20 protein-coding genes and 1 pseudogene are annotated in these 25,970 nt (G+C 44.5%); 10 read left to right on the top strand and 11 right to left on the bottom strand.

Annotation, left to right across the window (positions count from 1 at the left end; all coding sequences use genetic code 11):
* Positions 1–60 precede the first annotated feature (60 nt).
* Together Q0C29_RS04570 and Q0C29_RS04575 are read right to left on the bottom strand one after the other, a co-directional pair.
* On the bottom strand, positions 61–576 hold the full coding sequence (locus Q0C29_RS04570) for a hypothetical protein (RefSeq protein ID WP_291999478.1): 516 nt from the start codon (positions 574–576) through the stop codon (positions 61–63).
* Between the two features lie 12 nt (positions 577–588).
* A complete protein-coding gene (locus Q0C29_RS04575) occupies positions 589–1,002 on the bottom strand; it encodes a hypothetical protein (RefSeq protein WP_291999479.1) in 414 nt (137 codons plus the stop codon).
* Between the two features lie 307 nt (positions 1,003–1,309).
* Here Q0C29_RS04575 and Q0C29_RS04580 point away from each other — a divergent pair, with 307 nt between their 5' ends.
* The 3 genes and pseudogenes from Q0C29_RS04580 (at position 1,310) to Q0C29_RS04590 (ending at position 4,784) form a co-directional block, all read left to right on the top strand.
* On the top strand, positions 1,310–3,061 hold the full coding sequence (locus Q0C29_RS04580) for a chloride channel protein (RefSeq protein WP_291999480.1): 1,752 nt from the start codon (positions 1,310–1,312) through the stop codon (positions 3,059–3,061).
* A gap of 137 nt (positions 3,062–3,198) precedes the next feature.
* Positions 3,199–4,349 (top strand): annotated as a pseudogene (locus Q0C29_RS04585) (MFS transporter).
* A 279-nt stretch (positions 4,350–4,628) separates the two neighbouring features.
* Entirely contained in the window at positions 4,629–4,784 is a 156-nt protein-coding gene (locus Q0C29_RS04590) for a hypothetical protein (protein ID WP_291999481.1), read from the top strand.
* A 166-nt stretch (positions 4,785–4,950) separates the two neighbouring features.
* On the opposite strand, the gene Q0C29_RS04595 is transcribed toward Q0C29_RS04590, so the two are convergent.
* Positions 4,951–5,967, bottom strand: coding sequence for an ATP-binding protein (locus Q0C29_RS04595; protein WP_291999482.1), 1,017 nt, complete (start codon positions 5,965–5,967; stop codon positions 4,951–4,953).
* Between the two features lie 333 nt (positions 5,968–6,300).
* Between Q0C29_RS04595 and rqcH the strand changes: the two genes are divergently transcribed.
* Entirely contained in the window at positions 6,301–8,241 is a 1,941-nt protein-coding gene (gene rqcH / locus Q0C29_RS04600) for a ribosome rescue protein RqcH (RefSeq protein ID WP_291999483.1), read from the top strand.
* Here the strand turns inward: rqcH and rhmD are convergent.
* Both rhmD and Q0C29_RS04610 read right to left on the bottom strand, forming a co-directional pair.
* The gene (gene rhmD / locus Q0C29_RS04605) at positions 8,238–9,434 is read right to left on the bottom strand and encodes an L-rhamnonate dehydratase (protein ID WP_291999484.1); all 1,197 of its coding nucleotides are present in this window, start codon (positions 9,432–9,434) and stop codon (positions 8,238–8,240) included. The two genes, rqcH and rhmD, sit on opposite strands and share 4 nt — an antisense overlap.
* 1 nt (position 9,435) lies before the next feature.
* Positions 9,436–10,449, bottom strand: coding sequence for a galactitol-1-phosphate 5-dehydrogenase (locus tag Q0C29_RS04610; protein WP_291999485.1), 1,014 nt, complete (start codon positions 10,447–10,449; stop codon positions 9,436–9,438).
* A 138-nt stretch (positions 10,450–10,587) separates the two neighbouring features.
* Here Q0C29_RS04610 and Q0C29_RS04615 point away from each other — a divergent pair, with 138 nt between their 5' ends.
* Entirely contained in the window at positions 10,588–13,272 is a 2,685-nt protein-coding gene (locus tag Q0C29_RS04615) for an alpha-L-rhamnosidase (RefSeq protein WP_291999486.1), read from the top strand.
* Between the two features lie 505 nt (positions 13,273–13,777).
* Positions 13,778–14,131, top strand: a complete 354-nt coding sequence (locus Q0C29_RS04620) for a DUF2175 domain-containing protein (protein ID WP_291999487.1) — start codon at positions 13,778–13,780, stop codon at positions 14,129–14,131.
* Positions 14,132–14,156: 25 nt separating this feature from the next.
* Here Q0C29_RS04620 and Q0C29_RS04625 read toward each other — a convergent pair whose 3' ends face one another.
* Entirely contained in the window at positions 14,157–15,503 is a 1,347-nt protein-coding gene (locus Q0C29_RS04625) for a glycoside hydrolase family 57 protein (RefSeq protein ID WP_291999488.1), read from the bottom strand.
* A gap of 125 nt (positions 15,504–15,628) precedes the next feature.
* Positions 15,629–16,012, bottom strand: coding sequence for a hypothetical protein (locus Q0C29_RS04630; protein ID WP_291999489.1), 384 nt, complete (start codon positions 16,010–16,012; stop codon positions 15,629–15,631).
* Between the two features lie 479 nt (positions 16,013–16,491).
* On the opposite strand from Q0C29_RS04630, the gene dnaG reads away from it, so the two are divergent.
* Positions 16,492–17,847, top strand: a complete 1,356-nt coding sequence (gene dnaG / locus Q0C29_RS04635) for a DNA primase DnaG (protein ID WP_291999490.1) — start codon at positions 16,492–16,494, stop codon at positions 17,845–17,847.
* Positions 17,848–17,870: 23 nt separating this feature from the next.
* Here the strand turns inward: dnaG and rrp42 are convergent, their stop codons facing one another.
* Together rrp42 and rrp41 are read right to left on the bottom strand one after the other, a co-directional pair.
* Entirely contained in the window at positions 17,871–18,710 is an 840-nt protein-coding gene (gene rrp42, locus Q0C29_RS04640; protein WP_291999491.1) for an exosome complex protein Rrp42, read from the bottom strand.
* Positions 18,707–19,435 carry an exosome complex exonuclease Rrp41 gene (gene rrp41, locus Q0C29_RS04645; protein WP_291999492.1) on the bottom strand — a complete coding sequence of 243 codons (729 nt, stop codon included), beginning with the start codon at positions 19,433–19,435 and terminating at the stop codon, positions 18,707–18,709. The genes rrp42 and rrp41 overlap by 4 nt, the downstream gene beginning before the upstream one ends.
* A 306-nt stretch (positions 19,436–19,741) precedes the next feature.
* On the opposite strand from rrp41, the gene Q0C29_RS04650 reads away from it, so the two are divergent.
* Both Q0C29_RS04650 and map read left to right on the top strand, forming a co-directional pair.
* Positions 19,742–22,150 (top strand): valine--tRNA ligase, encoded by a 2,409-nt coding sequence (locus Q0C29_RS04650; protein ID WP_367173625.1) that lies wholly within the window; start codon positions 19,742–19,744, stop codon positions 22,148–22,150.
* A gap of 245 nt (positions 22,151–22,395) precedes the next feature.
* The gene (gene map, locus Q0C29_RS04655) at positions 22,396–23,310 is read left to right on the top strand and encodes a type II methionyl aminopeptidase (protein ID WP_291999493.1); all 915 of its coding nucleotides are present in this window, start codon (positions 22,396–22,398) and stop codon (positions 23,308–23,310) included.
* A gap of 7 nt (positions 23,311–23,317) precedes the next feature.
* Here map and Q0C29_RS04660 read toward each other — a convergent pair whose 3' ends face one another.
* Together Q0C29_RS04660 and Q0C29_RS04665 are read right to left on the bottom strand one after the other, a co-directional pair.
* Complete coding sequence (locus Q0C29_RS04660; protein WP_291999494.1) at positions 23,318–23,503, bottom strand: 50S ribosomal protein L37e; 186 nt, start codon at positions 23,501–23,503, stop codon at positions 23,318–23,320.
* 103 nt (positions 23,504–23,606) lie between these two features.
* Positions 23,607–25,187 carry a hypothetical protein gene (locus Q0C29_RS04665; RefSeq protein ID WP_291999495.1) on the bottom strand — a complete coding sequence of 527 codons (1,581 nt, stop codon included), beginning with the start codon at positions 25,185–25,187 and terminating at the stop codon, positions 23,607–23,609.
* Positions 25,188–25,359: 172 nt separating this feature from the next.
* On the opposite strand from Q0C29_RS04665, the gene Q0C29_RS04670 reads away from it, so the two are divergent.
* On the top strand, positions 25,360–25,944 hold the full coding sequence (locus Q0C29_RS04670) for a hypothetical protein (protein ID WP_291999496.1): 585 nt from the start codon (positions 25,360–25,362) through the stop codon (positions 25,942–25,944).
* Positions 25,945–25,970 lie beyond the last annotated feature (26 nt).

Consider the following 25,970-nt stretch of genomic DNA (forward strand, 5'->3'; position numbering starts at 1 on the left):
GTAGAGTTAAGGCTCCCCTAAATTAAGGGAACAGTTAAATTATTGCGTGCTTAAGGCTCCTCAACCATTAATCTTCAAGTAATTCGCCAGTAATGGATCAACGATCCTGTACCTACCCCACCCAGGCTTCTCAACAAGCCCCTTAGCAATTAATTCAGTTAAAACCCTATTAGGTTTCCTAACACTTGACTTATTTAACCTAGTGCCCACGGCTAACGCCTTAAGGAGCCTAAGTTGATTAGGGTTAAGGTTACTTAACTCGGATTCTATAACGAATTTTACTGATGGGCCACTTAGTATGAACCACTTATCGCATCCTCCCTCAACCATTCTTAAGCCAGCTAGGTTAAGCCAAGCTGGGAAACCACCCGTCAACTCATAAGCCTTCTCTAAGGTATCCACTGTACAATCTACTCCACTCTCCATAAGCCCCTCCCTTAGAAATGATATACTGGTGTCCTTGTTAAAGGGCTTCAGTTCAATAACCCTAAAGAAGGCGAAGAAGGGTTGATCATTCCTACTCAGTAGTTCCCTCATAATATCCACCTCAGACCCAGCAATCACGTACTCAACCATACTGTGGGATTGTCAGATCCTCCTCATGACCCTTAATACGTCAGGATATGGTTGCTTAAGGAACCTAACTTGCTGGAATTCATCAAGCGCTATCACCGTGTTCCTACCTAACTTCTTAGCAATTCTCTGAGGTATTTGAAGAAACTCATCCAATGTCTTAATCATGTTAACCTTATAATCAACCACATCAGTGTAAAGCTTAACATAGAAGTCTAATCCATCAAACCTAAGCCCAGTCTCCCTAACGGCGTCGAGTAATGTATGCAACATATCCCTAATGTTAATTAGGCTTACTTTCAACCTAAGCCTAATTGATTTCCTAACGGCCTCCGTAAGAATACTACTAACGTAAAGGTCGAGAAACTGCCTAATACCCCTAACCCCCTCTAGAGACACCTTAACCTTAACAGTTACTGTATTTTTCATCATCAATTAGTCTAAAGGCAACATTAATCAATGATGACTTCCCCATTCTCCTATAGCCTATAACTGCAATTGGTTACCTAACCTTAAAGGAATTAATAAGTGCTTTAAGCTCTTCCTTCCTATCATAGAACTCCAATGGATCAAGGATCTCTCTACCAAAGATGAATTTCATACCGGTACCGGGTTAAATACCTTACTACATTCCTCATAATTCCATATAATTAAATGAGAATCAACTATGCTGGGTTTAAGGGTAGTGGTACCGTATGGTAAGTTTTATAAAAAGTCTAGTTCCTTCAAGGTATTAATGAATAACATTAGTGAGTTACCGTATTATATCAAGTGGTTCATTCTAGGGATTATAGTTGGTGTGGTTGCTGGGTTATCGGCATTAACCTTCTACTTCACTTTGAAGTTCATGGAGTACTTATTCATGGTTAAGTTAATCGCCTTTAAACCACCCCTGCCTCTTGGGGAGGGTGGTTCATTAAACTATGTACTTAATGTAAGGAGACCATGGTTAATACCAGTGTCCACTGCCTTAGGTGGTTTACTTTCAGGCTTAATAGTGTATACCTGGGCCCCTGAGGCTGAGGGTCATGGAACCGATGCTGCAATTAACGCTTTCCATAGGCTTCAAGGCAGGATTAGGAGGAGGATACCACCCATTAAACTCATAGCATCAGCCATAACAATCGGGTCCGGCGGTAGTGCAGGTAGGGAGGGGCCCACGGCCCAGTTAAGTGCTGGTATTGGGTCACTTATAGCCGACCTATTGGGTTTATCCACTGAGGATAGGAGGATTGCCGTTGCTGTTGGTATTGGTGCCGGTATTGGTTCAATATTTAAGGCGCCCATGGGTGGTGCAATATTGGCGGCTGAGGTGCTTTATAAGAGGGATATGGAGACTAAGGTCATATTCCCAGCCCTAGTGGCGTCGGCTGTGGGTTACTCAATATTTAGCTCTGTTGTTGGCTTCACCCCAATATTCGGATACTACACCGGTGTCTTTAATCCATTAAGGCTACCATTGTATGCAGTGCTCGGTATAGTGGATGGATTAATAGCGATACTTTATGTGAAGACCTTCTACTTCATGCATGACTCATTCAAGAGGTGGAGGATTAGCAACTACGTGAAACCTGTGATTGGTGGTCTTGCCACCGGCTTAATAGGCTTACTAATGCCTGAAATACTAGGCACTGGTTATGGTTGGGTTGACTTAGCTGAGTTCAATAATGTTAATGCCTTCACATCATTGATACTAATGCCACCGCTTATGATTCTAATACTGTTACCATTCCTTAAGATAATTGCAACATCATTCACAATAGGTTCAGGCGGTAGTGGCGGTGTTTTCGCGCCCGGCATAGTTATAGGGGCATTCACAGGTTTTGACACATGGCTCCTCTTCCATTACTTAACACCAGGATTAACCCCTAATCCTGCACCATTCGTAATAGTTAGTATGCTTGCACTCTTTGGGGCTGCCGCTAAAGCCCCCTTGGCGGTAATGTTCATGGTTATTGAAATGACTGGTAGTTATCAACTACTGCCTGCCGCTATGATGGCCGTGGCAATAGCCTACATAGTATCCGGTGACTACACGATTTATAGGGCTCAAGTCCCAACTAGAAGGGACTCACCTGTCCATGCAGATGAGTACAGTGAACCACTACTAATGGAGATTAAGATTAGTGAATGCAGATTAGTTAGGGAACCTATTGCCCGAGCCGATGAGAACGCATCCATGGTGCTCAACAGGATGCTTAGGTATAGGTATACTGCATTGCCTGTTATTGATAATGAGGATAGGTTCATTGGTGTAATTAGCTTATACGATGTAGGTGGGGGTAAAGGTAGGGTTAGTGATTACGTAAAGCCAATACGCTACGTAACGCCTGACTCAACACTATACGATGCAATGAGCATAATGAGTGAGGCAAGCATAACGTGGGCACCAGTTGTTAATAATGGCAAACTCCTAGGGATACTAACCATGGAGAACGTAAATAGGGCTTACACTGAAAGATTGAGAAAAATTAAGGGGTTAAACTAAGCCAAGCCCCTGCAGGGAGTTAGGTCCATGCGGTGGAACTAAACTCCAGCTTAACACCGCATTAGTGCTTGCATCTTTGACACCATTCACAGTCTTATACTTGTGGAATACTTTTATACCTGGCTTGTTCAGGAAGCATCATGAGGAATCGCGAAGAGGTCCTTAGGATATCATTCTCAGCGTTTTTGCTGATCTTGGGTATCAAACAGCCGTGGTTATGTTTCCACTAATATTCGTTGTATTCCTAGGAGCACCAATGTGGCTTTACGGCATTGCGGAGGCCGTTAACTACGGTCTGGGAAGCTTCATAGGCTTCCTAGGCGGGTTCCTTGGCGATGCCTATGGCAGGAAGAGGATTGCTGTTATTGGCAACGCCATGATAACAGTGGTGGCATTACTCGGCTTCTCCAGATATTGGTGGGAGGCTTGGTTGATATTCCTGGCTGGTTGGTGGGCGAGGAACCTCAGGACACCGCCAAGGAGAGCCATGCTCAGCGAGGTAACGGATCCCAACGAAAGGAACGAAGCCTTTGGGATACTTCATGCACTCGACATAACGGGTGCCGTGTTAGCCATAACGTACACGGCAGTACTACTTTACCTTAAATTCCCCATTGATTACCTACTCGCAATCACGGCAATACCCCTGGTGATATCAACATTAATACTGACGATGGTCAACGTAGGCAAGGCAAGGACACGTTCAAGACTCAGCATCGCGGGTTTAAGGGCGACTCACGGATTCGCGTGGTTAATCGTACTATCTACACTCTTTTTCGGATTCTCGCAATACAGCTTCGGTTTTCCAGTAATAACAACCGCTGAGTTCACGCATGAGGATTATCTGGCGGTGATTACATATGGCATATTCCTAGTGGCCTCAGCGTTGTTCGGCTACGTCTTTGGTAAGTTAAGACTTAATGAGTATGGGGGCTTGGCATTCCTCGGGTACCTACTCGCCTCCATAGCATCCTTAGGCTTCGCATTAATGGCGCCCCTGGGCGCATTGGGCCTTTATCCAACGGCCTTTGTATTGGGCGTCGCCGTGGCCGCAACCGAGGTCTTCGAGCCAACCATAATGTCAAAGTTAATGCCGGAGGAGTCCGTGGGCTTGGGAATGGGTTTGCTAACCTTCGGTAGGAGTATGGGTGTATTCCTCGGAAACGCAGTAATGGGCCTACTATACCAAATACACTACACCTACGCCTACTACTTCGCCTCGGCCTCATCCCTCATAGCCTTCATAATAGTCCTATCAATAATCATGAGCAGGCCCTATCCCCAGTGATTCATTACTTCCTACACAGATACTTAATTAAATAGGTAAGCGTATTTCTCATGAAGTTTACTGGCTATTTTCAGTAGCCCCCAAGATCCCAGAAACCCCCGCCCTAAAGGGCAGGGAAGGGGGTCAGTTCTCATAATATATTATGCTTCACGAATTTTCACGGGGATGGCGATCAGCTAATTTCCAGTCATTAAGGCTTAAAAGCGGAAAAGGGATTGATAATGTATAGGCTTCGTTAGGATTAAAGCCAGGGTATGGAGCCTAGATAGGCCCAGTGACGTGAGAGAGATTGAGTTACCTGTGGCTACGGGCTCAGTATATGCTGTGCTACCAAGCGGATTACTTAGGAAGTTGGGTGTTAACCCCATTGGGGTTAGGAGGTTTAGGCTGCTGATGGTAGGGTTATTGAGAGGACGTTGGTGTTGCTGGTATTGAGGTTCAGGGGTAAGGACGCATACGATAGTCGTTTTCGGTAATGAGGGAATATACCTCCTAGGCTCAACAACCCTTAAGAAGCTCAGCCTAGAGATTAACCCAGTAAACAAAACCCTAAAACCCACCAAGCTACTACCCATGTGGCTTGACGCAAAGCCGTGACCGATTATTTAACGTCCTGAAGAGCCCTCCTAACGGCCTCCCTATGCAATGGCGTCTGCCAAGCAACGTAGTTACCGATACCCAATTCAGGATCCCTCTCAGCCGGTGGTTGGTCGATCCAGAGGAATTCCTTCCTCTCGGGTACGTCGTTTATCACCAGGTTTAGTTCGGTGAGTTTGCCCAGGAGACCCATCCTCTCCCTAGTGAATAACGCGTCTGGGTCATCGATGGCTTCCCAAAGCCAAGCCCTCTCGCTACTTGAGAGGGTTGCCGCAAAGGCCCTTAACTCCTTCCTATTGATTACATCGCTGATAACCTCATCAGTGTTCCAACCAGTCTCATATAATTGGCTTAGCAGCTTTGGGTTTCCTCCCGTTAGTCTCCAAACCTCATCGAAGTTTGGTTTGTTGCCGGGTATTTGTTCGTAGAGTTGCTTGAGCCCTTCCCTGGTCATGTTCCACATTACCCGTAGATTCGCCCACCTATGGTGCCCAATTTCATGCCTCGAAACACCCTCACTAGTGGCTGCTATAGTGACGATATTTTCATAATGCTCGGGCGGGTACTCAATGAGGTTTAGTAGAGCTTTCACATATATTGCTGATTCCTTCACCCCAAGTATTTGAAATGCGTCATCAACAATAATAGCCACCTTGCCTCTGGTTTCCTTAATCAATTCCTTAGCCATGTCGAAGGCTAGCCAGGTGAGCCTGGTTAATGCGTTTTGGCTTAAGGCATCCTTAACAAGCCTCATTAACTCATCCCTCAACTCCCTGATACCAAACTCGGCAAGAACCTCCTTATTAATCGGGTTAACGTAAATAACCTCGAAGCCTAACTCCTTGAGGAGTTCTACGGACTGTAGGAGCCAAGCCGTCTTGCCGCAGCCCTCAGGACCATAAACCACGTGTACTACGTTCATCCCATGCTCGGCCCAATACTCTACACGTTTAAGGGCAAGGTCCCTATCAACGAAGCCCACCTCAACACCACGGGCAAAACTCAACCTAACCCTCTTCACGGTTTTACACCCTACTGAGTACTTTAAATAACCTTAAGTGATCCAGACCCTGGCCCTCTTGAGGATGTCTACGAAGTCCTCAAGGTCGAGGCCCGCCAGCCTCTGGGCTAGCCTTAAGTCACCGATCTCTATGAATAGGATTATGGTAATCACTAGTACCGTACTTATTTAGTAAAGTATTTAATGTTAAGTATTTAAACCTAGATTGAGTATTGAGAAACCCTAATGTCCAGTAAATGATTGAGTAATCGCTAAGTATCTCAGTATCATTAATGAATGCCGATTAAATTCCATTAAGTGGTGTGTTTAATAAGGGGAATAGTTCCTAAGCCTGTGCCAGTTAAGAAGGCCCTTAATGCACTTGACTTAGTAGCCATAGCGGCTGAGCTTAACGCCGCACTAAGTGGTGGGAGGGTGATTAGGGTTTATAGGCTTGGTGACTCGCATTACTTTAAGATTAGGGTATCTGATGTAGCCTATCTTATCGCTAACCCAAGGAGAATTAGCCAAACCTGGAGGATACCTCAAGACTTATCCCCCAGCCCCCTTAGGAAGTTCATTGAGGACTGTGTAATAAATAGGTTTGAGGCTAACTTAGATAGGGTAATGAGTATTGATTTAAACTGTGGTAGACTCATCATTGAGTTAATACCACCCTTCAACATGGTGTTCACTGTTAATGGTAATGTTAAGTGGCTTCTACATGAGTATAGAAGTAAGGATAGGGAGATTAAGGTTGGGTCAACCTACAGTGAACCCCCGAGGAGGTTCCTGGATCCAAGGTTCTTCGATAATCTACTTAAGCTCATTGAGGATACAGGCTTAAGTGATGAAGCCTTAGCTAAGGGTCTTGGGTTAGGTATTGATTGGGCCAGGGAAGTTTGCGTAAGGTCTGGGTGCAGTGACCCAGTCCTAGCATGGGGGAGCATTAGGAGTATTCTTGAGGCCCTTCACCTAGGTAGGCTTAAGCCGGTCATATACACTTCACCATCATACGTATCCCCCATACCCCTCCATTCGATTAAGGGTGAGTTCAGGGAGGTTGAGAGCTTCAATAGGGCTGTTGACGATTACTTCACCTCAATTGAGGTTGAGAGGGTTGCTGAGGAGAGGGTTAAGGGTATTGAGGATGAGATTGCTAGGCTTGAGTCATCCATTAAGGAACTTGAGGATACGGTAGGCAAGTACCTAAGGGAGGCTGAGAACCTTAGGAGGAGGGGTGAGTTAATCATGAGTAGGCTCTACGAGTTCAGTGAATTGCATGAGGCACTACTGCGCGCCTACATGACTAATAAGGATTCATTCAGAGCTAAGGTTAGGGGCATTGAGTATAGTGGCATTAAGGTGATTGACTATGATCCATTAAGGAAGACTGTGAAGGTTACGGTTAATAATAATGAGGTTGAGTTAACATTAGGGGAGAGCCCTGGGGAAACAGCCGCCAAGTACTTTGAGGAGGCTAAGAGACTGGAGAAGAAGGCTAAGGTGGCTGAGGCTAAGTTAACTGAATTAAGAAGCAAGGTGGATGAATTAAGGAGTAGGATTAATGAGACCACTGAGGAGACTAGGGCAACTGTTAGGTTCGTGGCTAGTAGGGAGTGGTTTGAGAAGTTTAGGTGGTTCATAACCAGTGGTGGTTCACCAGTCCTAGCTGGTAAGGATGCTGGGCAGAATGAGGCGCTTGTGAAGAGGTACATGAATCCATGGGACCTCTTCCTGCATGCTGATGTTCAAGGCGGCCCAGTAACAGTAATTAAGGTGACTAAGGGTCAGGAGGTTAATCAACAGGACTTAATTGAAGCAGCCCAGTACGCTGCGGCTTACTCTAAGGCATGGAAGCTTGGGGCTAATTCAATAGACGTATACTATGTTAAGGGTGAGCAAGTTAGTAAGAGGGCACCTAGTGGTGAGTACTTAACTAAGGGTGGGTTCATGATCTATGGGCAAAGGGGGTGGGTTAGGGGTGTGGAGTTGATTATTAGCGTGGGTTTAAGGATTGACGGTGATGTGGTTAGACTTGTTTCAGCACCGCCAACAGCTGCCGCTTCATTGACCAATTACTATGTCACACTTAAGCCGGGCAATGGTGATAGGAGCGAGGTTGCCGGTAGGATTAAGGAGTTGTTCACTAAGAGGTATCCTGAGGCTAGGCAAATACCTGTGGAGCACATTATTGAACATGTGCCCGGCCCCTCATTAATAGCTGAGTCTAATGCAGGTAACCCAATTGATTGGAATACTGTTAAGGGGGTCTTCAGTAAGGTTGCTGGTTAAGTTGGTTTAAAGGGCCTAACCAGTAATTCCCTATTCAACTCGACGCCGAAGCCTGGTCTCCTACTGAGCTTAACCTTACCATTCTGGGGAATAGGCTCCTCCCTTAGGAGTGGGTGGAATTGAGGAACTACCTTGGTGGCGTCTGGGGATGTGACTATGTACTCTGCGAATGGACTATTAACCCTAGTCACTATGAAGTGGTAACCGTATACGCTTGATCCATGTGGGATAACCCATGCACCATAGGCCTCGGCTAATGCGGCAATCTTAATCATTGGAGTCACACCACCAACCCACGTTATGTCTGGTTGAATAACGTTAACCTTACCAAGCTCAAGAAGTAGCCTAAACCCATGCAAAGTGGATTCATGTTCACCACTAGCCACTAGGGTTGGTGGGGCAAAATCGGCTAATGCCCCAAAGGACCAGTAATCATCAGGAATGAAGGGTTCCTCAATCCAGAATAAGCCATAGGGCTTTAGTTCACTTACGAGCCTTTGAGCGTAGGGTAAGTCTAGGCTCATCCAGCAGTCGTACATTAGCAGGAAGTCATCACCAACCTTCTCCCTAGCCTCCTTGAAAACCCTCACGTTCTCCTTCAACCCCTCAATACCGTCGGCTGGTCCATGAATTAAGGGTAGTTTACCACCTATGAAACCAAGGCTCTTAGCCACGTCGGGTCTAGGGCCGGTGGCGTAGAAGGTCAACTCGTCCCTAACAGGCCCACCAAGTAGGTCATATACCGGTAAGCCCCTAACCTTTCCCATTAGGTCCCATAGAGCTAGATCCACGGCTGAAATAGCGTTCATAACTATCCCCCTCCTTCCATAGTATATTGTAGCCTTGAACATTTGATCCCAAGTCTTCTCAACCTCACCAACACGCTTACCAACCACGAACCGGGATAGGTGATTCTCAATTATCCAAGCAGCTGGGTAACCACCAGTGCTTATGCCGAATCCAACCTCGCCGTCACTTGACTCAACCTCAACAACCACTGAACCCAGTACATTAATTCCCCAGGAAGCCCTACTAGCCCTGTACTCAGGGTATATTGAAATGGGGGTTGCTATGTACCCCAGTATCCAGTGTTCACTGGACTGGTCATGGTAATCAGCGCCACCACCCTTAACCACGTATGCCCTAACCTCCTTAATCCTCTTAGGTTCAATTGAGGCCTCAACATTACTCATGCTACTCACCGGGAGTTAACATTACCTTAACATACCTTGTCTCGGCTCCAGCCAACTCAGTGAAGGTTTCCTGACCCCTCTCAAGAGGCCTAACATCAACCCACCCCTCCCTTGGGTCAAGTAACCCAGACTCAATAATATTCACGGCCCTGCGGAAATCCTCATCAGTGTAGGAGAAGGATCCCTTAATCTCTATTTCACTCCTAACAATTAAGTTACCCGGTATTGAGACTTCATTATCGTGTAAACCAACGAACACTACCCTACCACCCCTACGTACAGTATTAATGGCCAGTCTCCTAGTATCAGTTGACCCAACAGCATCAATAACGGCATCAACCCCCTCAGGGTAAAGTTCCTTAATGGCCTTTAATGCCTCCTCACCAGTAGCGTTTAGGGTTCTTGAAGCACCCCACCTCCTAGCCCACTCAAGCCTATGGGCGTTAATGTCAACTGCAGTAATATCCTTAATGCCGCCTGCGTTAAGAAGCTTAATAGCTAGTGAACCCACTGGGCCAGCACCAATAACCAGCACTGAATCCCCTAGGCTAACCCCCGATAGCCTAACGGCCCTTAGAGAGGTGGCTAAGGGCTCAGCTAAGGCACCTTTAACTGGGTCACTTACAGGGTATAGGTTATCTGCTGGTACTGCAACGTATTCAGCGTATGCTCCTGGGTAATCAATGCCTATTATCTTCCTCATTAGGCATAGGTTCTTTAGCCCACTTCTACAATACCTGCAGTGGCCGCATCCAATTATTGGGTTAACGGTGAAGAGTTTGCCAACGTACTCCCTAGGCACCCCTGGCCCAGCCTCCTCAACAATGCCTGTGAATTCATGACCCATTATTAACGGTGGCCTACGAAGCTCGTTCTTACCTAGGAATCCACCAATGTCTGAGCCACATACCCCAGTGTACTTAACCCTCATGATGACCCAGCCCGGTTGGGGAATTGGCTTAGGAACATCCTTAATCTCCATCTTACCTACAGCAGTCCAAACAAGAGCCTTCATGATTCCACCACCTACTCCTGGGATTTAAACATACTAGTGAACCTGTTCACAACCAATACGCTGCAGTTAGGAAGAGTAAGCTGGGTGCTCTAACCTGTTAAGCGGATTAGTTAAATACTGGTTTGCTGATTTAATAGTATGGTTCATGGCTTAAGAATCGCAGATGCTAGGGTTGAATTCACGGTTAACCCCCTTGGTATTGATGAGCGTAATCCCAGGTTCTCCTGGATCCTTGAGCATGAGGAGAGGGGTCAGTATCAATCGGCCTATAGGGTAATAGTGAGCAGTAGCATTGAGAATGCGGCTAAGGGTATTGGGGATGTGTGGGATAGTGGTAAGGTTAATTCAAGGGATCAGGTTGTAAAGTATAATGGGCCATCCTTAAGCAGTTTCACGAGGTACTACTGGAGGGTTAAGGCATGGGACTCAAATGGTGTTGAGGGGGATTGGAGTGATGTTCAGTGGTTTGAAACTGCAGTACTTAAGCCTGAGGAGTGGGTTGGTAAATGGATTGGTGGAGGTCAATTACTGAGGAGGAGCTTCAGGGTTGAGGGTAATGTGGTTGAGGCTAGGGTTTACGTAACTGGCCTAGGGTACTATGAGCTTAGGATAAACGGTGAGAGAGTTGGGGATAGGGCCCTTGACCCACCTTGGAGTGAGTACGATAAGACCGTTTACTACAGCGTATATGATGTAACGAACCTGGTTAAGAGTGGGGAAAACACCATTGGCCTAATACTCGGTAGGGGGAGGTATGGGCCTGTTTCACCTAATCGTGCGCAAATCCCAGGCCTTAAATACTATGATGAACCTAAGGCAAGCGCCATGATTAGGATAAGGCTGAGTGATGGATCAATTGTGGTTATTGCAACTGATGAGTCATGGAAATGCTTAGGCAAGGGACCTATACTTTACGATGATATATACAATGGGTTCAGGTATGATGCTAGACTGGAGCCTTACGGTTGGGATAAGGTAGGCTTCGATGACTCTAATTGGGTACAATGCAGTGTAGTTAAGCCACCGGGTGGTAGGCTTAGGTCCACGGCTACAATACCTGGAACTAAGGTTAAAGGCACCTTAAAGCCCAGGGAATACTACAATCCAAGGCCAGGGGTTCACGTGTTTGACTTCGGCCAAAACATAACCGGCTGGGTTAGGTTAAGGGTTAGGGGAAGTAGTGGTGTAGAGGTTAAGGTTAGGCATAGTGAGGTTATTAACCCAGATGGTTCACTCAACGTTGAAAACATACGTGGTGCTGAGGCTACTGACACATATATATTAAGCGGTAGGGGCGTTGAGGTTCTTGAACCTAAATTCACCTTCCATGGCTTCAGGTACGCTGAGGTAACTGGTTACCCAGGTGTGCCTTCTATTGATGATGTTGAGGCTGTTATTGTTCAAACCGATTTTGAGCCAACTGGGTCAATAGCTACGTCGAGTAAAATAATAAATGATATTCATAGGATCACTTGGTGGAGCCTAAGGGCTAACCTACTTAATGGTATTCAAACAGACTGCCCACAGAGGGATGAACGCATGGGTTGGCTTGGGGATGCTTGGTTATCCTCAGACTCAGCAGTACTTAACTTCAACATGGTTAAGTACTACGAGAAGTTCATTAGGGATATTATAGATTCGCAAAGGGACGACGGCTCAATACCTGATACTGTACCACCATACTGGAACACTTACCCAGCGGATCCAGCTTGGGGAACAGCCCTCATTTACATTCCCTGGCTACTTTACGTGCATTATGGTGATGTTGAAATCCTTGAGGAAGCCTATGAGGCCATGAAGAAGTGGTGGAATTTCCTGAACTCGAGGGTTAAGGACAATATACTTTACTTCAGTAAGTATGGTGAATGGGTACCACCTGGTAGGGTTTTCTCAGTGGAGTATTGCCCACCTGAAATATTATCAACGTGGATACTCTATAGGGATACGGTGACCTTGGCTCAAGTAGCCAAGGTACTTGGCCATGGTGAGGACTCCAGCTTCTTCACTAAGAGGGCTGAGGAAATTAGGGATGCCTTCAATAAGTTATTCCTAACGGAGCACGGCTACTACTCAAAGTACACGGCTCCTGATGGCACAGTTAGGATGCTTGGTGGTTCACAGACATGCAACGCACTACCCCTGTACCTAGACATGGTTCCTGGTAATAGGGCTAGTGACTTAGCTAAGGCCTTGGCTCATAACATTGAGGCGGACTGGGACAGGCACCTGGTGGTGGGCATATTTGGGGCTAAGTATGTGCCTGAGGTGCTGGTTAAGTATGGTTACGTTGACTTAGCCTATAGGGCTGTGACCCAGGAATCATATCCAAGTTGGGGCTACATGATTAAGGAGGGTGCAACCACACTTTGGGAGAGGTGGGAGAAGCTAACTGGCGCCGGCATGAATTCTCATAATCACCACATGTTTGGAAGCATTGATGCTTGGTTTTACAGGAATCTAGCGGGGTTAGTTGCACTGGAGCCAGGCTTTTCAAGAATATTAATTAAGCCAAACATACCCAGTGGGTTAAGGCACTGTTCAGCATCATTATACACGGTTAGGGGACTCGCCTCAGTTGAGTGGAGTAAGGCTGATAATGAACTAGTTGTTACAGTTACCGTGCCTGTTAATTCAACAGCTGAGGTTCACTTACCTAAATTTGGTGAATCAACAGTGGTGAAGGAGGGTGATAAGGTACTTTGGAGTGAAGGTAAGGTAACTGAGACTAGCGCCGGTGTATTATCGGTTAAGGACACTGGCGACCACGTAGTCATTGAGGTTGGTTCAGGAAGATACGTACTCACTGTTAAAACTATTAACTAATGTAACCAGCCTTATAGATACTCTCATAATGAATTCCCTCCATTTTTATATAAGTTTTATATAAGGTCCCCTGTGGTCCTAGTTATCGCATTAATTTTACGGAGTAACACTATCTATACCCTATAATGAAGGATTATGCTCTGGGATTTAAATAACAATGTCCATGTTCCCTAACCATGACCAAATAGCATAAATCCATGTTCAATGTTAATTCCCCTAATTCACATTTTTACCTAATACGATATCTTACATTCTTAATCATGCCCATCATTTCACTTCCTCTTAGGGCATCGCGATTCATCCAAGTTACCATGATGGCGTTCACTTTAAGTGTTCAAACATGGGTAGAGTTTGTAATATTGGGTAACGTAGTAACCGGCTTATAGAGAAGGAGACAAACCTAGCCTTTTCAAGGTTGGGGAGGAGATAGTAAGGTCCCGGTGGCCTTATTTTAAATGAACATTAAAGTAAGGTTAAAAACAGTCTCAACAATCATGGTAAGTCAATGTCAATTAAGCAGGCTCAGGGGAGGACTTGGAAATGCTACTTCTGTGGTTCCGAAATAGTGGAGGGTCAGAGGTTTACCTTCACCAGTAGGGGGCCTATTCACTGGGGCTGCTTCAGGGTTGAGGTGGCTAATGCTTTCAACAATAGGATACCTGAGGATATTGAAGTACTACTTGAGTTGGTGGATTACCTCAACGAGGGTATTGTTAAGATTAAGGAGGGTGAATATAGGGTTAATGGTGATCTTCAGCAGTCATTAATCAACAGGAGGAAGATGCTTGAGGCTGAGGCGGCCAAGCTAATGAAGGAGTTAAGCACTCTGGCGCAGAGCAAGTACAATGTAGCGATTTAGGAATCTTCATAGCTTGAAAAACCCTTTATCCAGTGGTGTTACAGGTTTGGGTTAGCTTAGGGTAATTAATTGTAATAAGCCTTGCTGTGTACTGGGCATTAGGGCATTGAGCCTTAGTGAAGGATTCGCCCTTAACCCAAGTGGCTAACTCACTGGGTAGTTTAATCCGGGCTAGGAGCCTAGTAATTGAGGTATTACCGTACGTCCTAGCTAAGTAACTGAGTACCCTATGTACTGCGGATTGATGCAGGGTGAATGCCCTATAGGGGCTGTAGTATGGGTTAAAGTAATTGTGAACATCCTGCGGTGCACCATGCTTAGTTGACATGTAGTAGAAGTGGTCACTAACCATAAGTAGCCTAACGTAGTTCCTTAAGTACTCGTCACCAAGTTCCTTAACTAAGCCGTGAAGCATAGCAACTTGGTTAAAGGATGTCCACTGCATTTCATTACCAATCCAAGCTGACGTATCCTTCTCAACGTCGGCCCATGATATTACTTCATTAACGTTAAGTTCATAGGATGATGGAACATGCTCCTTAACCTCACTTGCGGTTATGAACCTTATGTTGGATTCGTAAGCATGCCTAAACATCCACCTTAGAAACTCGAATATACCTGATTCTTCAGGCATGTGCTCACCGAACGTCTCCATATCTAACCCAATCATAACTAAATCACCCCAAGTTGCCCTTAACCAGGCAACGTACTTATCCGCAGTTAAGGGATACTGATCCCATGACTTATTAGTGAACCTGAAGCCAACATCATCAGAAAGCCTATAATGCCTAAGAAGGAGTAGTAGGCCACTTGGGCTCTTGTAAAGGTATGTTGGTTGCCTAAACCCGAGAACCCTCTCCACACCCTCAGTTAAAGCAACCTTAAACCCCATCTCCGAAAATACCCTACCAACATCATCACTGTACATGAATTCCGTATTCTGCACTGTGACGGGCCTTCTTCCAGTCAACTCCTCAATTAACTTAACATGCATCATTACCTGCTCCTTGAATTCACCCTCATCAATGAGGTAAGCTAAAGAGTGGTAATAGGTCTCTGCAACTGGTTCAACAGCATCATCCTTAATTAGGTTAATTAACTTATCAAGGACTTGGGGAGCCCACCTCCTCAATTGCTCAATTAATACTCCAGTTATACTAACTACGAACTTAAATCCATACTCCCTATTAGCTTCCTTAATGGCGTCAAGAACCTTACTGTACGACCTTGCTGCAATCCTACCTAGAATAACCCTATCTAGTTCATCATCAAATAGGAGATCTAAAGGTTCCATTGAGGATTGGTAATGAAGAAGCCTATTAAGTCTCCTAGGTTGGTGCATCTCCATGAAGAATACAACGTTTCTAACCATGTTAAGTACCCTTCACTGGTGGTTTAGTGTTTTATGCATATGCAGCTATGTAGGGTTCCCTCATAGGTATTAATGCATTGGTTTATCTTTCAAATTAACTTAGGAATGCTTAAGGGTGATTAAGGCTAGGTTGACTTAGGTTTGCTCTCAATGTTAACTGGAATTATAGTAACTATACCTGGCTTAACAGAGTCGAGTAAATCTATGTTAGAGACTACAATGCCTAATGGGTTAATCCTAGTCCCTATCTGGGTATCCTCAGTAGCTAATATCAATTGCTTAGTATTAGGCCTATAGCACAACTCCCCCCTCCTAGCCTTAACCTCGAATGTTTCCGGTAATGAACCTAAATCAAGAGGTATCATTATTAATGACCCTATCCTAGTGAACGGGGTTGAGACAGGTAGCACGTTCAGTAATCTAGTTGCGGTTATGGGGGACTTCACCATATCCAACCTCACCATTACTTCACCATTCTGGAACTTAAGCACTATGGCTTTTGACTGCACGTTCACTAACTGCAAGTCCACTATTTAAAAATGCTTAGCCCCTTAAATACCACAATTCAAGCATTAATGGGGAAATGCGCTTAATCGGTGGCTCACATGCACTACCTTAAGCGTATGCAGGGTGAGGAATCGAAATGAGTGTGTTTATTCGGGAACTGAGCTTGAAAGGTTACTGGGCTTAGCTTAATGCGTACTCATTCCGTCCGTCTTTCATCATTCCTCAGGACCAACGCGCTTAATCATCAGTATTACGGGGTTTACTGGACTATTTTAAACTTGAGCATAAGTTTAAAAACATGAGTAGGCATAGTGAATGGGGACTCCTCCTGGAGACCTGAGGCTCAGGCCTGTGAAGGGTTAAGGGGCCCCTTTGCTCCCCTCATGTATCCTTATTGTGCTGCCCATTGTGTTTAATATTCTGTTATTACTAGAAACGTTAATAAGGTAGCTACCCATGTGGTTGCTATTGGGTGGTGTTAATGGGTGCATTAACAATATCAGCCAAGTACCTAATAGAACTTGGCTTCGAGGTACAGGGCACCGTGGATAAACCAGACATAATAGGTGCGTTATTCAGTCAAACAGAGGGCCTACTGGGCTCAGACCTGGACTTAAGAGAACTTCAAAACACAAGTAGGATTGGTAGGATTGAGGTTGAGGTTGAACATAGGGGTGATAAGACTGTAGGTAAGGTTTATGTTCCATCAAACCTAGACCACTATGAGACCGCCCTGGTAGCGGCAATGCTTGAGACGGTTGATAGGGTTGGTCCATATAATGCGAAGTTTCAAGTTAACTCCATTAAGGACCTGAGGAGTGAGAAGCGTAAGCTAATAATAGATAGAGCTAAGGATTTAATTAAGCTTGTTGAGAGAGAAACCATACCGGACACCAAGGAGCTTATGGATAAGTTCCTCAGTGAGGTTAAGCAGGGCGAGGTTGTGGCATATGGCTCAGAAGGCTTACCCGCCGGGCCTGATGTAGACTCCTCCGACACGGTTATAATTGTTGAGGGTAGGGCTGATGTAATTAACTTGATTAAGCACGGTTACAGGAATGTAATAGCAATAGAGGGGGCAAGCGGCGGTATACCCAAGACTGTGATTGAGTTAAGCCGCAGGAAGACTACAATAGCCTTCACTGACGGTGACAGGGGTGGTGAAATGGTCTTAAGGGAGCTACTTAAGGTGGCTGACATAGATTACGTTGCTAGGGCTCCACCAGGTAAGGAGGTTGAGCAGTTGACAGCCAAGGAGATAGCTAAGGCCCTTAGGAATAAGATACCGGTTGAGGAGTACATTAATCAGTTGAGTAAGAAAGATAGGCAGATAATTGAGGAAGGCAAGAAACAGGCTGAGCAGGCTCAGGTCCAATTACCAGCAGCACCACAGCCTCAGCCTGAGTCCACTCAGTCAGTTCAGCAACAGCCTCCTACTCAGGCTCAAGTTACCCAGCAGGCTCAGGTCATTGAAGTTCCTGCCCAAACCCAGAGTCAAGTACAGGTGACTCCTATTCAACAGTCCACTCAGCAGGCCCCCCAGTTGCCGCCTAATGTGGTTGATGAGGTTAGTAAACTATCAGGTACACTGGAGGCTATAATATATGATAGGAATTGGTCAGTGCTAAAGAGGGTTCCAGTTAGGGATCTACTTGATACCCTTCAGCAAATCAATGATGCGTACGCTATTGTGTTCGATGGTGTGGGTACCCAGAGGCTTGTTGATGCGGCAGTGGGTAGGGGTATTAAGGTTCTTGTAATGACTAGGATAGGTAATATTGCCAAGGTGCCGTCGGATATGGTTATCTTAACGTTCAACGATATTATTAACAAGTAAGTTGATTTTAATAATTAAACAGTTTAAAACATTAGTGAACCAACCGGTGTTTTAACCATCTCAAGTACCTTAACCTTAAGGTCCTTCACAATGTTTAACGTATTATTCATCATTGAGTCAATCTCCTCAGGCGTGAAGTAACCCTCACCCTTCTGTAGCGCCACAATGTTTTCACCATCTGAAGCAACCGTAAACCTACCATCACTCATAACCTCCTCCTCCAGGGTTGGGTCAACTATAAGGTACTTGTCAATCTTATAATAGGTTACGGTTAAAGGCATGTTCTGGGGGTTAATGTTTAACGGTATCTTACTTGTCTTATCCAGTTTAACATTATCACCATCAATAATAGCCCTTGGTACCTGCGCATTTGCAATAGCTGAGACGGCCGCCAGCATTGAGGAGTCTATTAGGTTACCGTCGTGGTTAAGCACATATATGTCAACCCACATTGAGTACACTGACTTACCCGGTATTATAACTAAGTCCTTTAACGGTATGTAGTTACTGTGCCTAAGTGCCCTATCAATGATCCTGGCAATCTCAATCGCGTTCTCGTCAGGTGGGCCAGGTTCAAAGGTTGGCGCCGCTAATGGTGGAGTCTCCAAGTTCACTATTAGGTTACCTTCATTTGGTGTATCCTCAAATGGTTTACCCAGCTCAAACTTAATCCCGGCAATTACCTTGGTGTTACCTAGGTTAACTAGGGCGCTACCGTCAGCGGTCTTAACAACCCCCACCCTTATCGTCAAGTCCCTCATGCTGATTAATTGCCTATCATCAGGTCTCTTACCTTCACTTATTAATCTCCTTAAGGTATCCCTCCTGAGGGATGGTATTATTTCGAATGGGTAGCTACTCATTGTTGAACCACCGCCATGTACCTTCCCTTTAAAGCCTCCCTCATGTTCCTATAAATGTTTTCAGCAGCCTTAAAGGCTAACTCAAGCCCCCTCTTAACCTCGCTGGGTTTCCAAACACCATCAAGCTGCATTAAGAGTACCCAATTCTTCCTATACGCAATCGCTATGGGTAAGTCACCATCACCGTAATTATCCTCAAGCTTGTTTAAATCCACGATAACGGTATCATTGACTTTACCCACGGATACCCCAACAACCAGGTCTTTCATTGGTATGCCCGCATCAGCCAAGGCAAGGGAAGCCGCGGTTATTGAGGTGACTCTGGTGCTTCCATCAGCCTGAAGCACCTCAAGGAAGACATCAATAGTGGACTTAGGGTACTGCTCCAGGAATACAACAGTCTCAAGCGCCTCCTTAACAACCTTACTTATCTCAATCTCCCTCCTAGTTGGAGCTGGGTTCTTCCTGTCATCTGTACTGAAGGGAGCCATGTGGTACCTAACCCTAACAACAGCCTTATCCGGTACCGTTATGTATCGTGGTATGGGTTCCCTAGGCCCATAAACAGCTGCTAAAACAATAGTATTACCGTAACCTACTAGGGCACTACCATTAGCATTAGGCAATACGCCAACCTGCATTGTAACTGGTCTATGCTCCTCAGGTAATCTACCATCAACCCTCTTACCATCAGTTAACAAAGGTATGGGCGACTGCTTTGCCATCTTGAAACCACTCTTTGACCAGCATTTAAACGTTTTTAAGGATTAATTAAACGATACTATTGACCTAATAGGGAAGTAATTCCCTTAAGGTTAGCTAATTTTTAACTATTTATGCTTAGTTTCCTTACCTTTAATGTTTTAATGCCTTGTGGTTTACTGCTCATTTCTAATAGTGTTTAATCCTTCACTAACTGCAGGTAGTTTTAAGCATCAGCACATGCATCTAAGCACTGTGGTGTGATTTAATTTCATTAACGTAAAGCTTAAAATTAAACCTAAGCCCTCAATGCGGGGATTATTATTGGTATGGAGCCTAAACTTAAGGAGAAGTCATGGGATGTGAAGAGGGAGCTTGATTTACTTGAGATTTGGGCTAAAGAGGGTACTAATGGTAAGGGGAATTATGGTGAGAAGGTAATAGTAATAGATACTCCACCACCTTACATGAGTGGTAGGCCTCACATAGGGCAGTTCGCGACCTATGCTCAAATGGATATGATAGCGAGGTTCCATAGGATGAGAGGATACTTAGTTGTGTTCCCATGGTACGCTGATAGGAATGGATTACCAGTGGAGGTTGAGGTTGAGAAGAGGCTCAATAAGAGAATGCAGGATATACCGAGGGCTGACTTCTTGAAGTTATGTAAGGAGCAGCTGGATGAGTATGAGAGGGAGTGGGTTAAGGTGCTTAGGAGGTGGGGTATATCGGCTGAGTACATACCGAATGGGACGGATAGCGTTGAGTATAGGACAATGACCCAGTCGACCTTCATAGAGATGTGGAATAGGGGGTTGATTTACGAGACTGAGAGACCAACAATATGGTGCCCCAGGTGTGGTACAGCCTTAGCCGAACCCGAGGTGGAGTACCGTGAGGAAGACACCCACTTAAATTACATTAAGTTTAAGGTTAAGGAGACTGGCGAGGACTTAATCATAGCCACCACCAGACCTGAACTACTGGCAGCTACAGTGGCGGTTGCTTATAATCCAGGTGACAATAGGTACGTTAGGTTAAAGGGAATGCACGCGGTTATTCCATTATTCAACTGGGAGGTTCCAATAATACCTCATCAATCCGTTAAGGTTGAGTTTGGTACCGGCGTGGAGATGATAAGTACCTTCGGTGACACTAGGGACTTAGCCATAGTTAATGAGCTTAAGTTACCAACCAGGATAGTTATTACCCCAGATGGTAAGATAAAGGGAACCGGGAGGTATGATGGGTTAAGCATAAGGGAGGCGAGGGAAAGGATTGTGAAGGATCTTGAGGCAGCCGGCCTATTAGTTAAGAGGGAGCCCCTTAGGCACACTGTCCCAGTCTGTTGGCGTTGTAAGACACCCATTGAAATAATAGTTACTAGGGAGTACTTTGTTAAGCAGCTTGAGTTTAAGGGTGAGCTCCTTAAGATTATTGATGAAATGACGTTTATACCACCTGAGTACAAGAGGACGCTTATTGATTGGGTTAATTCACTTGAATTTGATTGGCCCATAAGCAGGAGGAGGTATTATGGAACTGAGATACCAATATGGTACTGTGTTGACTCAAACGGTAATGCTAAGCCAATACTACCCAACCCAGGCAGGTACTATAGGCCATGGGTCGATGAACCACCTGAGGAGGTTAAGGAGAAGTGCAGAAATGGTAAACTAATAGGTGATGATAGGATTCTTGACACTTGGTTTGATTCATCAATTTCATGGATGTATGCCTCAGGGTACACTAGGGATAAGTCATTATTCAAGGTTGCCCACCCAAACAAGATAATTAGGCCTCAGGGCTATGAAATAATTAGGAGTTGGCTATACTACTCAGTGTTAAGGTCACTACTACTCTTCGGTAAGCCACCGTTTAAGTACGTTAGGATTAACGGCATGGGGCTTGATGAGAAAGGTGAGGCAATGCATAAGTCTAAGGGTAACGTAATAGACTCCCTAGCCCCAGCTGAAAGATATGGTGCAGACGCCGTTAGGTTCTGGGCTGCAATTGCAGGTAGGCTTGGTTACGATTATAGGTACAGTGAGCACATTGTTAAGACGGGTAGGGACTTCGTTACTAAGCTATGGAACATAGCAAGGTTCATTTCCCAATTCCCAGAGGTTAACAGTAACTACGAGTTAACACTACTAGATAAGTTAATACTAAATGAGCTTAATAGGGTTATTAAGGTTTACATAAATGGATTAAGCAACCTGGACACTTACGAACCAGCTACGGTAGTGTATGAATTTCTATGGCATGTTTTCGCTGACCACTATATTGAGGCCGTTAAGTCGAGGGCATACAACCGTGATGGTTCCTTCACCGAGGCCGAGCAGAGGGGGGCTTGGTTTACGCTTCATAGGGTGCTGGATTACTCAATCAGGATGCTTGCCCCAATAATGCCATTCGTCACCGATGCAATCTGGAGGGGGATTCACGGTAAGAGTATTCATAAGGAGACTATAAGTGACCCTGAGCCTTACGATGAATCATTAGGCAAGGTGCTTAGATTATTCATGAATGTTAACAGTGCAATATGGGGGTACAAGAATAAGATGAGGGTAAGCTTAGCGGAGAGAATTAACGCCATTGTCTATGTTCAACCTGACCTTGAACCATTAAGGAAGGAACTTGAGGCAATGCATAAGGTAAGCTTCAGCTTCACTAATCCTCCACCTGAGGCTATGAGTATTGGTGATGGCGTTTACATACTCATGGTTAAAAACTAAGCCACAGCCTCTACTGCATATTTTGCTAAGTTGCTTCTTCATACTGAGTCTACTGCCTTAACCTACACCTTCCTAAAGCCCTTTAGGGAGTTTCCCATTCAGCTTAAGGGGTCTTGTTCAAGGAATGGGGTCATGAGGTCAGTAAGAGTTTAGGAGGTAGTTAAGGTAAATAGGCCTGCATGCCCAGCATGGTTTAAGGCTGTGAAGCGGGTTAACTATATTAAATGCATTAGTAATGGCTTATTATGCTGGATGAAGATGCCTTAAGGAAGTATAGGCAGGCTGGTGACATTATTCATAGGGTACTTAAGCATGCTATAGATAAGGTTCATCCAGGCATGGGTATCTTAGAACTGTGTAATATGATTGAGGGTGAGATTAGGGAGAATGGTGCTTTACCGGCTTTTCCAGCTAACATAGATATCAATAATGTTGCGGCTCATTACACCGCTAAGATAGGTGATGAAGCTGTAATACCGCCTAACTCCGTGGTTAAGATTGACATAGGGGCACACATCGATGGGTACATTATTGACTCAGCTGTTACTGTTTACTTCAATAACGCATACTCAATGCTAACTAAGGCCGCTTGGACAGCACTTAAGAATGCCCTTGATACTGCTAGGGCTGGTGTTGAGTTAAGTAGGATTGGGGCCATTGTAGACAAGACAATCAGCAGCTTTGGGTTTAGGCCTATTAGGAATTTAACAGGTCACTTAATAAGTAGGTATAGGTTACATGCGGGTAAGTCAGTGCCTAATTACGATGATGGTAACCGGGTCAAGATGCTTAATGGTGAAGTCTACGCCATAGAACCCTTCGCAACCAATGGGAGGGGTATGGTTACTGATGCTCCGGAGGTAACCATATACATGTTGCTGAGGACTAACGTTAAGAAGCTTACTGCCGAGGCTAATTTAGCCTTAGATTACATTTCAAGGAATTTCAAACAGCTCCCCTTCACCCCAAGATGGCTAGTTGGGGAGTTTAAGGATAAGACAATGAGCATTATTGATGAGCTTACTAGGAGGGGTGCCCTATATGGTTATAATGTGCTAATGGAGAGTGGTAATGGTTTTGTAGCCCAATTCGAAGATACAGTAATAGTAACCGAGGATGGTGTAGAACCCTTAGCGAGGGTCCTTGAATTAACCAGTTGAACCACAGTTACCTATTACCCACTGGTCTTCCAAGAACCCTAGCTAACCCACGTTTAATTCTCCTTGACCTACCGTAGCCGCAGGCGGCGCAGTAACCTTTAACAATATTGTAGGAGTGCCTACCACACCTAGGACACCTAATGTGCGTCTTGCCCCTGCTCATCTTACCGAATGATGGAGTACCCTTAGTCATTACCCTGTCTTCGGGTAAGTGTTTTTAAAGGTTTACGTTGCGATCTAGAGTGATTGATGAAACCTGGCATGGCTGATGATTGATGTGGTTAGAGTTAACTGAACTAAACATAACCATTCTCAGTAAGCTTATTAATGAACCAGCGCCAAATAATCCTCGAGAAGCCGCTATACATGATGAATAGGTAGTATAAGGCTGATACGCTTAATTCAATTAAACCAATAATTAAGGAAAAACTAGAAACCTCATTAATGGGCACCAAACCGGTTGCCACCATTATGTTCTCCACAGCCAGCGGCAGTAGGAATAACCCAGCTAAGCCGTACATTAGGCCAAGTAGTATTAAAACCTTAACATTACTCCTGTGAAGGTTATCCTCAATTAATCCCCTTGACTGAGGTAACTTAGCCTCAGCCATTATTATCCATGACGTGGGGACAGTTAATGTCGGCATTGAGACTATGGAGAATACTTCAAGCAGCACCAAAGGTGATCCTGTAACTAGGAGTAGTATGATTAAGTAAACGATGATTGGCGCTAAGGATGCGTAGGTTACTATTAACCTTGAAAGCATCCTAAGCCTAATGTAGTTTAACCCATCCATAGCCATGAAGTTAATCCAAGGCCTCTCCTGAGAAAGTGTACCACCAAGTATTGAAGTGTGTATGTAGGCTATGAAGAAACCCAGCAGGTAAACTAGGAACTCTAGCCTCTGCACTATGTGGGTGTATAGGGTTAATGTAATGCTTGTTAAGGCTATGAATGCTACTATTGATGCAGAGAACGCTATCTTGAAGCCTTGCCTAACTGAAGTATTAAGTATGATTCTGAAGATTGAGGAATTAAGGGGGAATGAACTATTAAGCCTACTTACCCTATCCTTAGGTAGTAGTAAACCATAAGCATCAATGTACATTAACTTAATCGCATCCAGGGTTGGTATTAACGTGAGTGCAATTACCAGCATTAATATAGGGGTTAGGATGGGGTTACTCATGTTGAGTAGTGGATTTAGGCTTGGGTTAATTAGTGATGAAGCAAGTAAGTATGTTGAAACAGCAGTAGGTATGGCTACATCAATGTAGTGATTATTATCCCTCGGAATCACTAAGTTAACTAAACCCAACAAGGCTGATAATAATATTACATTAATCACGTATACTATGATATATGCAGTTAGCATTAATGTGTTGTGAATACTCATTAGGTTCAATAATAATGAAAGCAATGAACCAAACATAGTAATGAGCACGTAAGGTATGATGTAATCGATTGTAAGTTTAATGGCAATTAAGGCATTTATGTTAAAGGGACTAGATAATATGAAGTCAATCTCAGTCCTAGTTAATAACGCTGAGAATGGTTGCGAACCAGGATCATGAATTACAATCCTACTAATTAATCTCCTTGATAAAGCATTAACAGTAAGCATTACGGCAAGAAACAGAGATACGTAAACCGGGTATGATTCCGCTGCAGCCTGAAGCATTCGAATTGATTCACCGTGGATAATAAATATGAGGGGTAGTATGAGTAGCATTAGCATTAAGGCAGCTGAAGTGTACATCACTATCATACTCCACTTACTGTACCTCTCCCTAGCATATAGGCTAAGTAACCTAATGAATACCCGAATTCTCGTAGTTAAGGTAGCATGCTGAATCGTAAAAAGCGTTTCCGTCAATTGAATCAATAAATATTGAAAATCAGCATGAAGCGGAACTTTAGTCTCAGCTGGGTGAATTTAATCAATGTTTGCCGAAGTATCTCCTAGGATAATAAACCCTATACTTAGTTTAAACTAATTATAAGTCTATTGCGAAAAAGTCTTTAAACCAGTAAAGGATTAATCAAGTATGGGTGCAGAAGATTTAATGATAATAATGCTTACATTGAGGTTAAGGGGTAGAACTGGCAGATACCACTTAGTTAACCTACTTGGAATAGGGGAAGGCGTAGTTAAGGATAGGTTAAGGGAACTTAAGAAACTAGGTTTAATACAAGTCTCAAGATCTGGTTCAGTGCTAACTAATGATGGGGTTAGGAAATTGAATGAACTGCTCAGTAATTATGGTATAGCTAATGTACAGGAAATTGATCTGACACCGGTATTCAACAAGAAGTATAACTACTGTGTCATGGGTGGGTTACTGAAGTGGCCGGGTGAAATTAACATTGTTGAGTTGAGAGATGTTGGCGTAAGGAATGGCGGCGACGCAGTATTAATAATGCATGTAGATTGTATGAGCGTTAACATACCTTTAACTGGCTTAACAGTGGAGAACTTCAGCCCTGAATTAGCATCAAGAATTAAGGCAACATACCCCTGTGGTACATACGTAATTGCGGTATGTGCAGGAACATTATATAATTCCTTAAGGGGATTAATTGAAATTGCGAAGGCTGCTTCAATAGCCCAGGTAAGTCATGGTTTAAATTAAATGTTCACATGTGATTTAATCCTTCC

It is taken from the genome of Caldivirga sp., assembly GCF_023256255.1.
Lineage (GTDB): Archaea > Thermoproteota > Thermoprotei > Thermoproteales > Thermocladiaceae > Caldivirga.

What these genes read in the sequence shown, in the direction of transcription:
- Q0C29_RS04570 (WP_291999478.1), bottom strand. Translation starts at nt 576, where the DNA reads ATGGTTGAGTACGTGATTGCTGGGTCTGAGGTGGATATTATGAGGGAA.
- Q0C29_RS04575 (WP_291999479.1), bottom strand. Translation starts at nt 1,002, where the DNA reads ATGAAAAATACAGTAACTGTTAAGGTTAAGGTGTCTCTAGAGGGGGTT.
- Q0C29_RS04580 (WP_291999480.1), top strand. Translation starts at nt 1,310, where the DNA reads ATGAATAACATTAGTGAGTTACCGTATTATATCAAGTGGTTCATTCTA.
- rhmD (WP_291999484.1), bottom strand. Translation starts at nt 9,434, where the DNA reads ATGAGTAATGTTGAGGCCTCAATTGAACCTAAGAGGATTAAGGAGGTT.
- Q0C29_RS04610 (WP_291999485.1), bottom strand. Translation starts at nt 10,449, where the DNA reads ATGAAGGCTCTTGTTTGGACTGCTGTAGGTAAGATGGAGATTAAGGAT.
- Q0C29_RS04615 (WP_291999486.1), top strand. Translation starts at nt 10,588, where the DNA reads ATGGTTCATGGCTTAAGAATCGCAGATGCTAGGGTTGAATTCACGGTT.
- Q0C29_RS04620 (WP_291999487.1), top strand. Translation starts at nt 13,778, where the DNA reads ATGTCAATTAAGCAGGCTCAGGGGAGGACTTGGAAATGCTACTTCTGT.
- Q0C29_RS04625 (WP_291999488.1), bottom strand. Translation starts at nt 15,503, where the DNA reads ATGGTTAGAAACGTTGTATTCTTCATGGAGATGCACCAACCTAGGAGA.
- dnaG (WP_291999490.1), top strand. Translation starts at nt 16,492, where the DNA reads ATGGGTGCATTAACAATATCAGCCAAGTACCTAATAGAACTTGGCTTC.
- rrp42 (WP_291999491.1), bottom strand. Translation starts at nt 18,710, where the DNA reads ATGAGTAGCTACCCATTCGAAATAATACCATCCCTCAGGAGGGATACC.
- rrp41 (WP_291999492.1), bottom strand. Translation starts at nt 19,435, where the DNA reads ATGGCAAAGCAGTCGCCCATACCTTTGTTAACTGATGGTAAGAGGGTT.
- Q0C29_RS04650 (WP_367173625.1), top strand. Translation starts at nt 19,742, where the DNA reads ATGGAGCCTAAACTTAAGGAGAAGTCATGGGATGTGAAGAGGGAGCTT.
- map (WP_291999493.1), top strand. Translation starts at nt 22,396, where the DNA reads ATGCTGGATGAAGATGCCTTAAGGAAGTATAGGCAGGCTGGTGACATT.
- Q0C29_RS04660 (WP_291999494.1), bottom strand. Translation starts at nt 23,503, where the DNA reads ATGACTAAGGGTACTCCATCATTCGGTAAGATGAGCAGGGGCAAGACG.
- Q0C29_RS04670 (WP_291999496.1), top strand. Translation starts at nt 25,360, where the DNA reads ATGGGTGCAGAAGATTTAATGATAATAATGCTTACATTGAGGTTAAGG.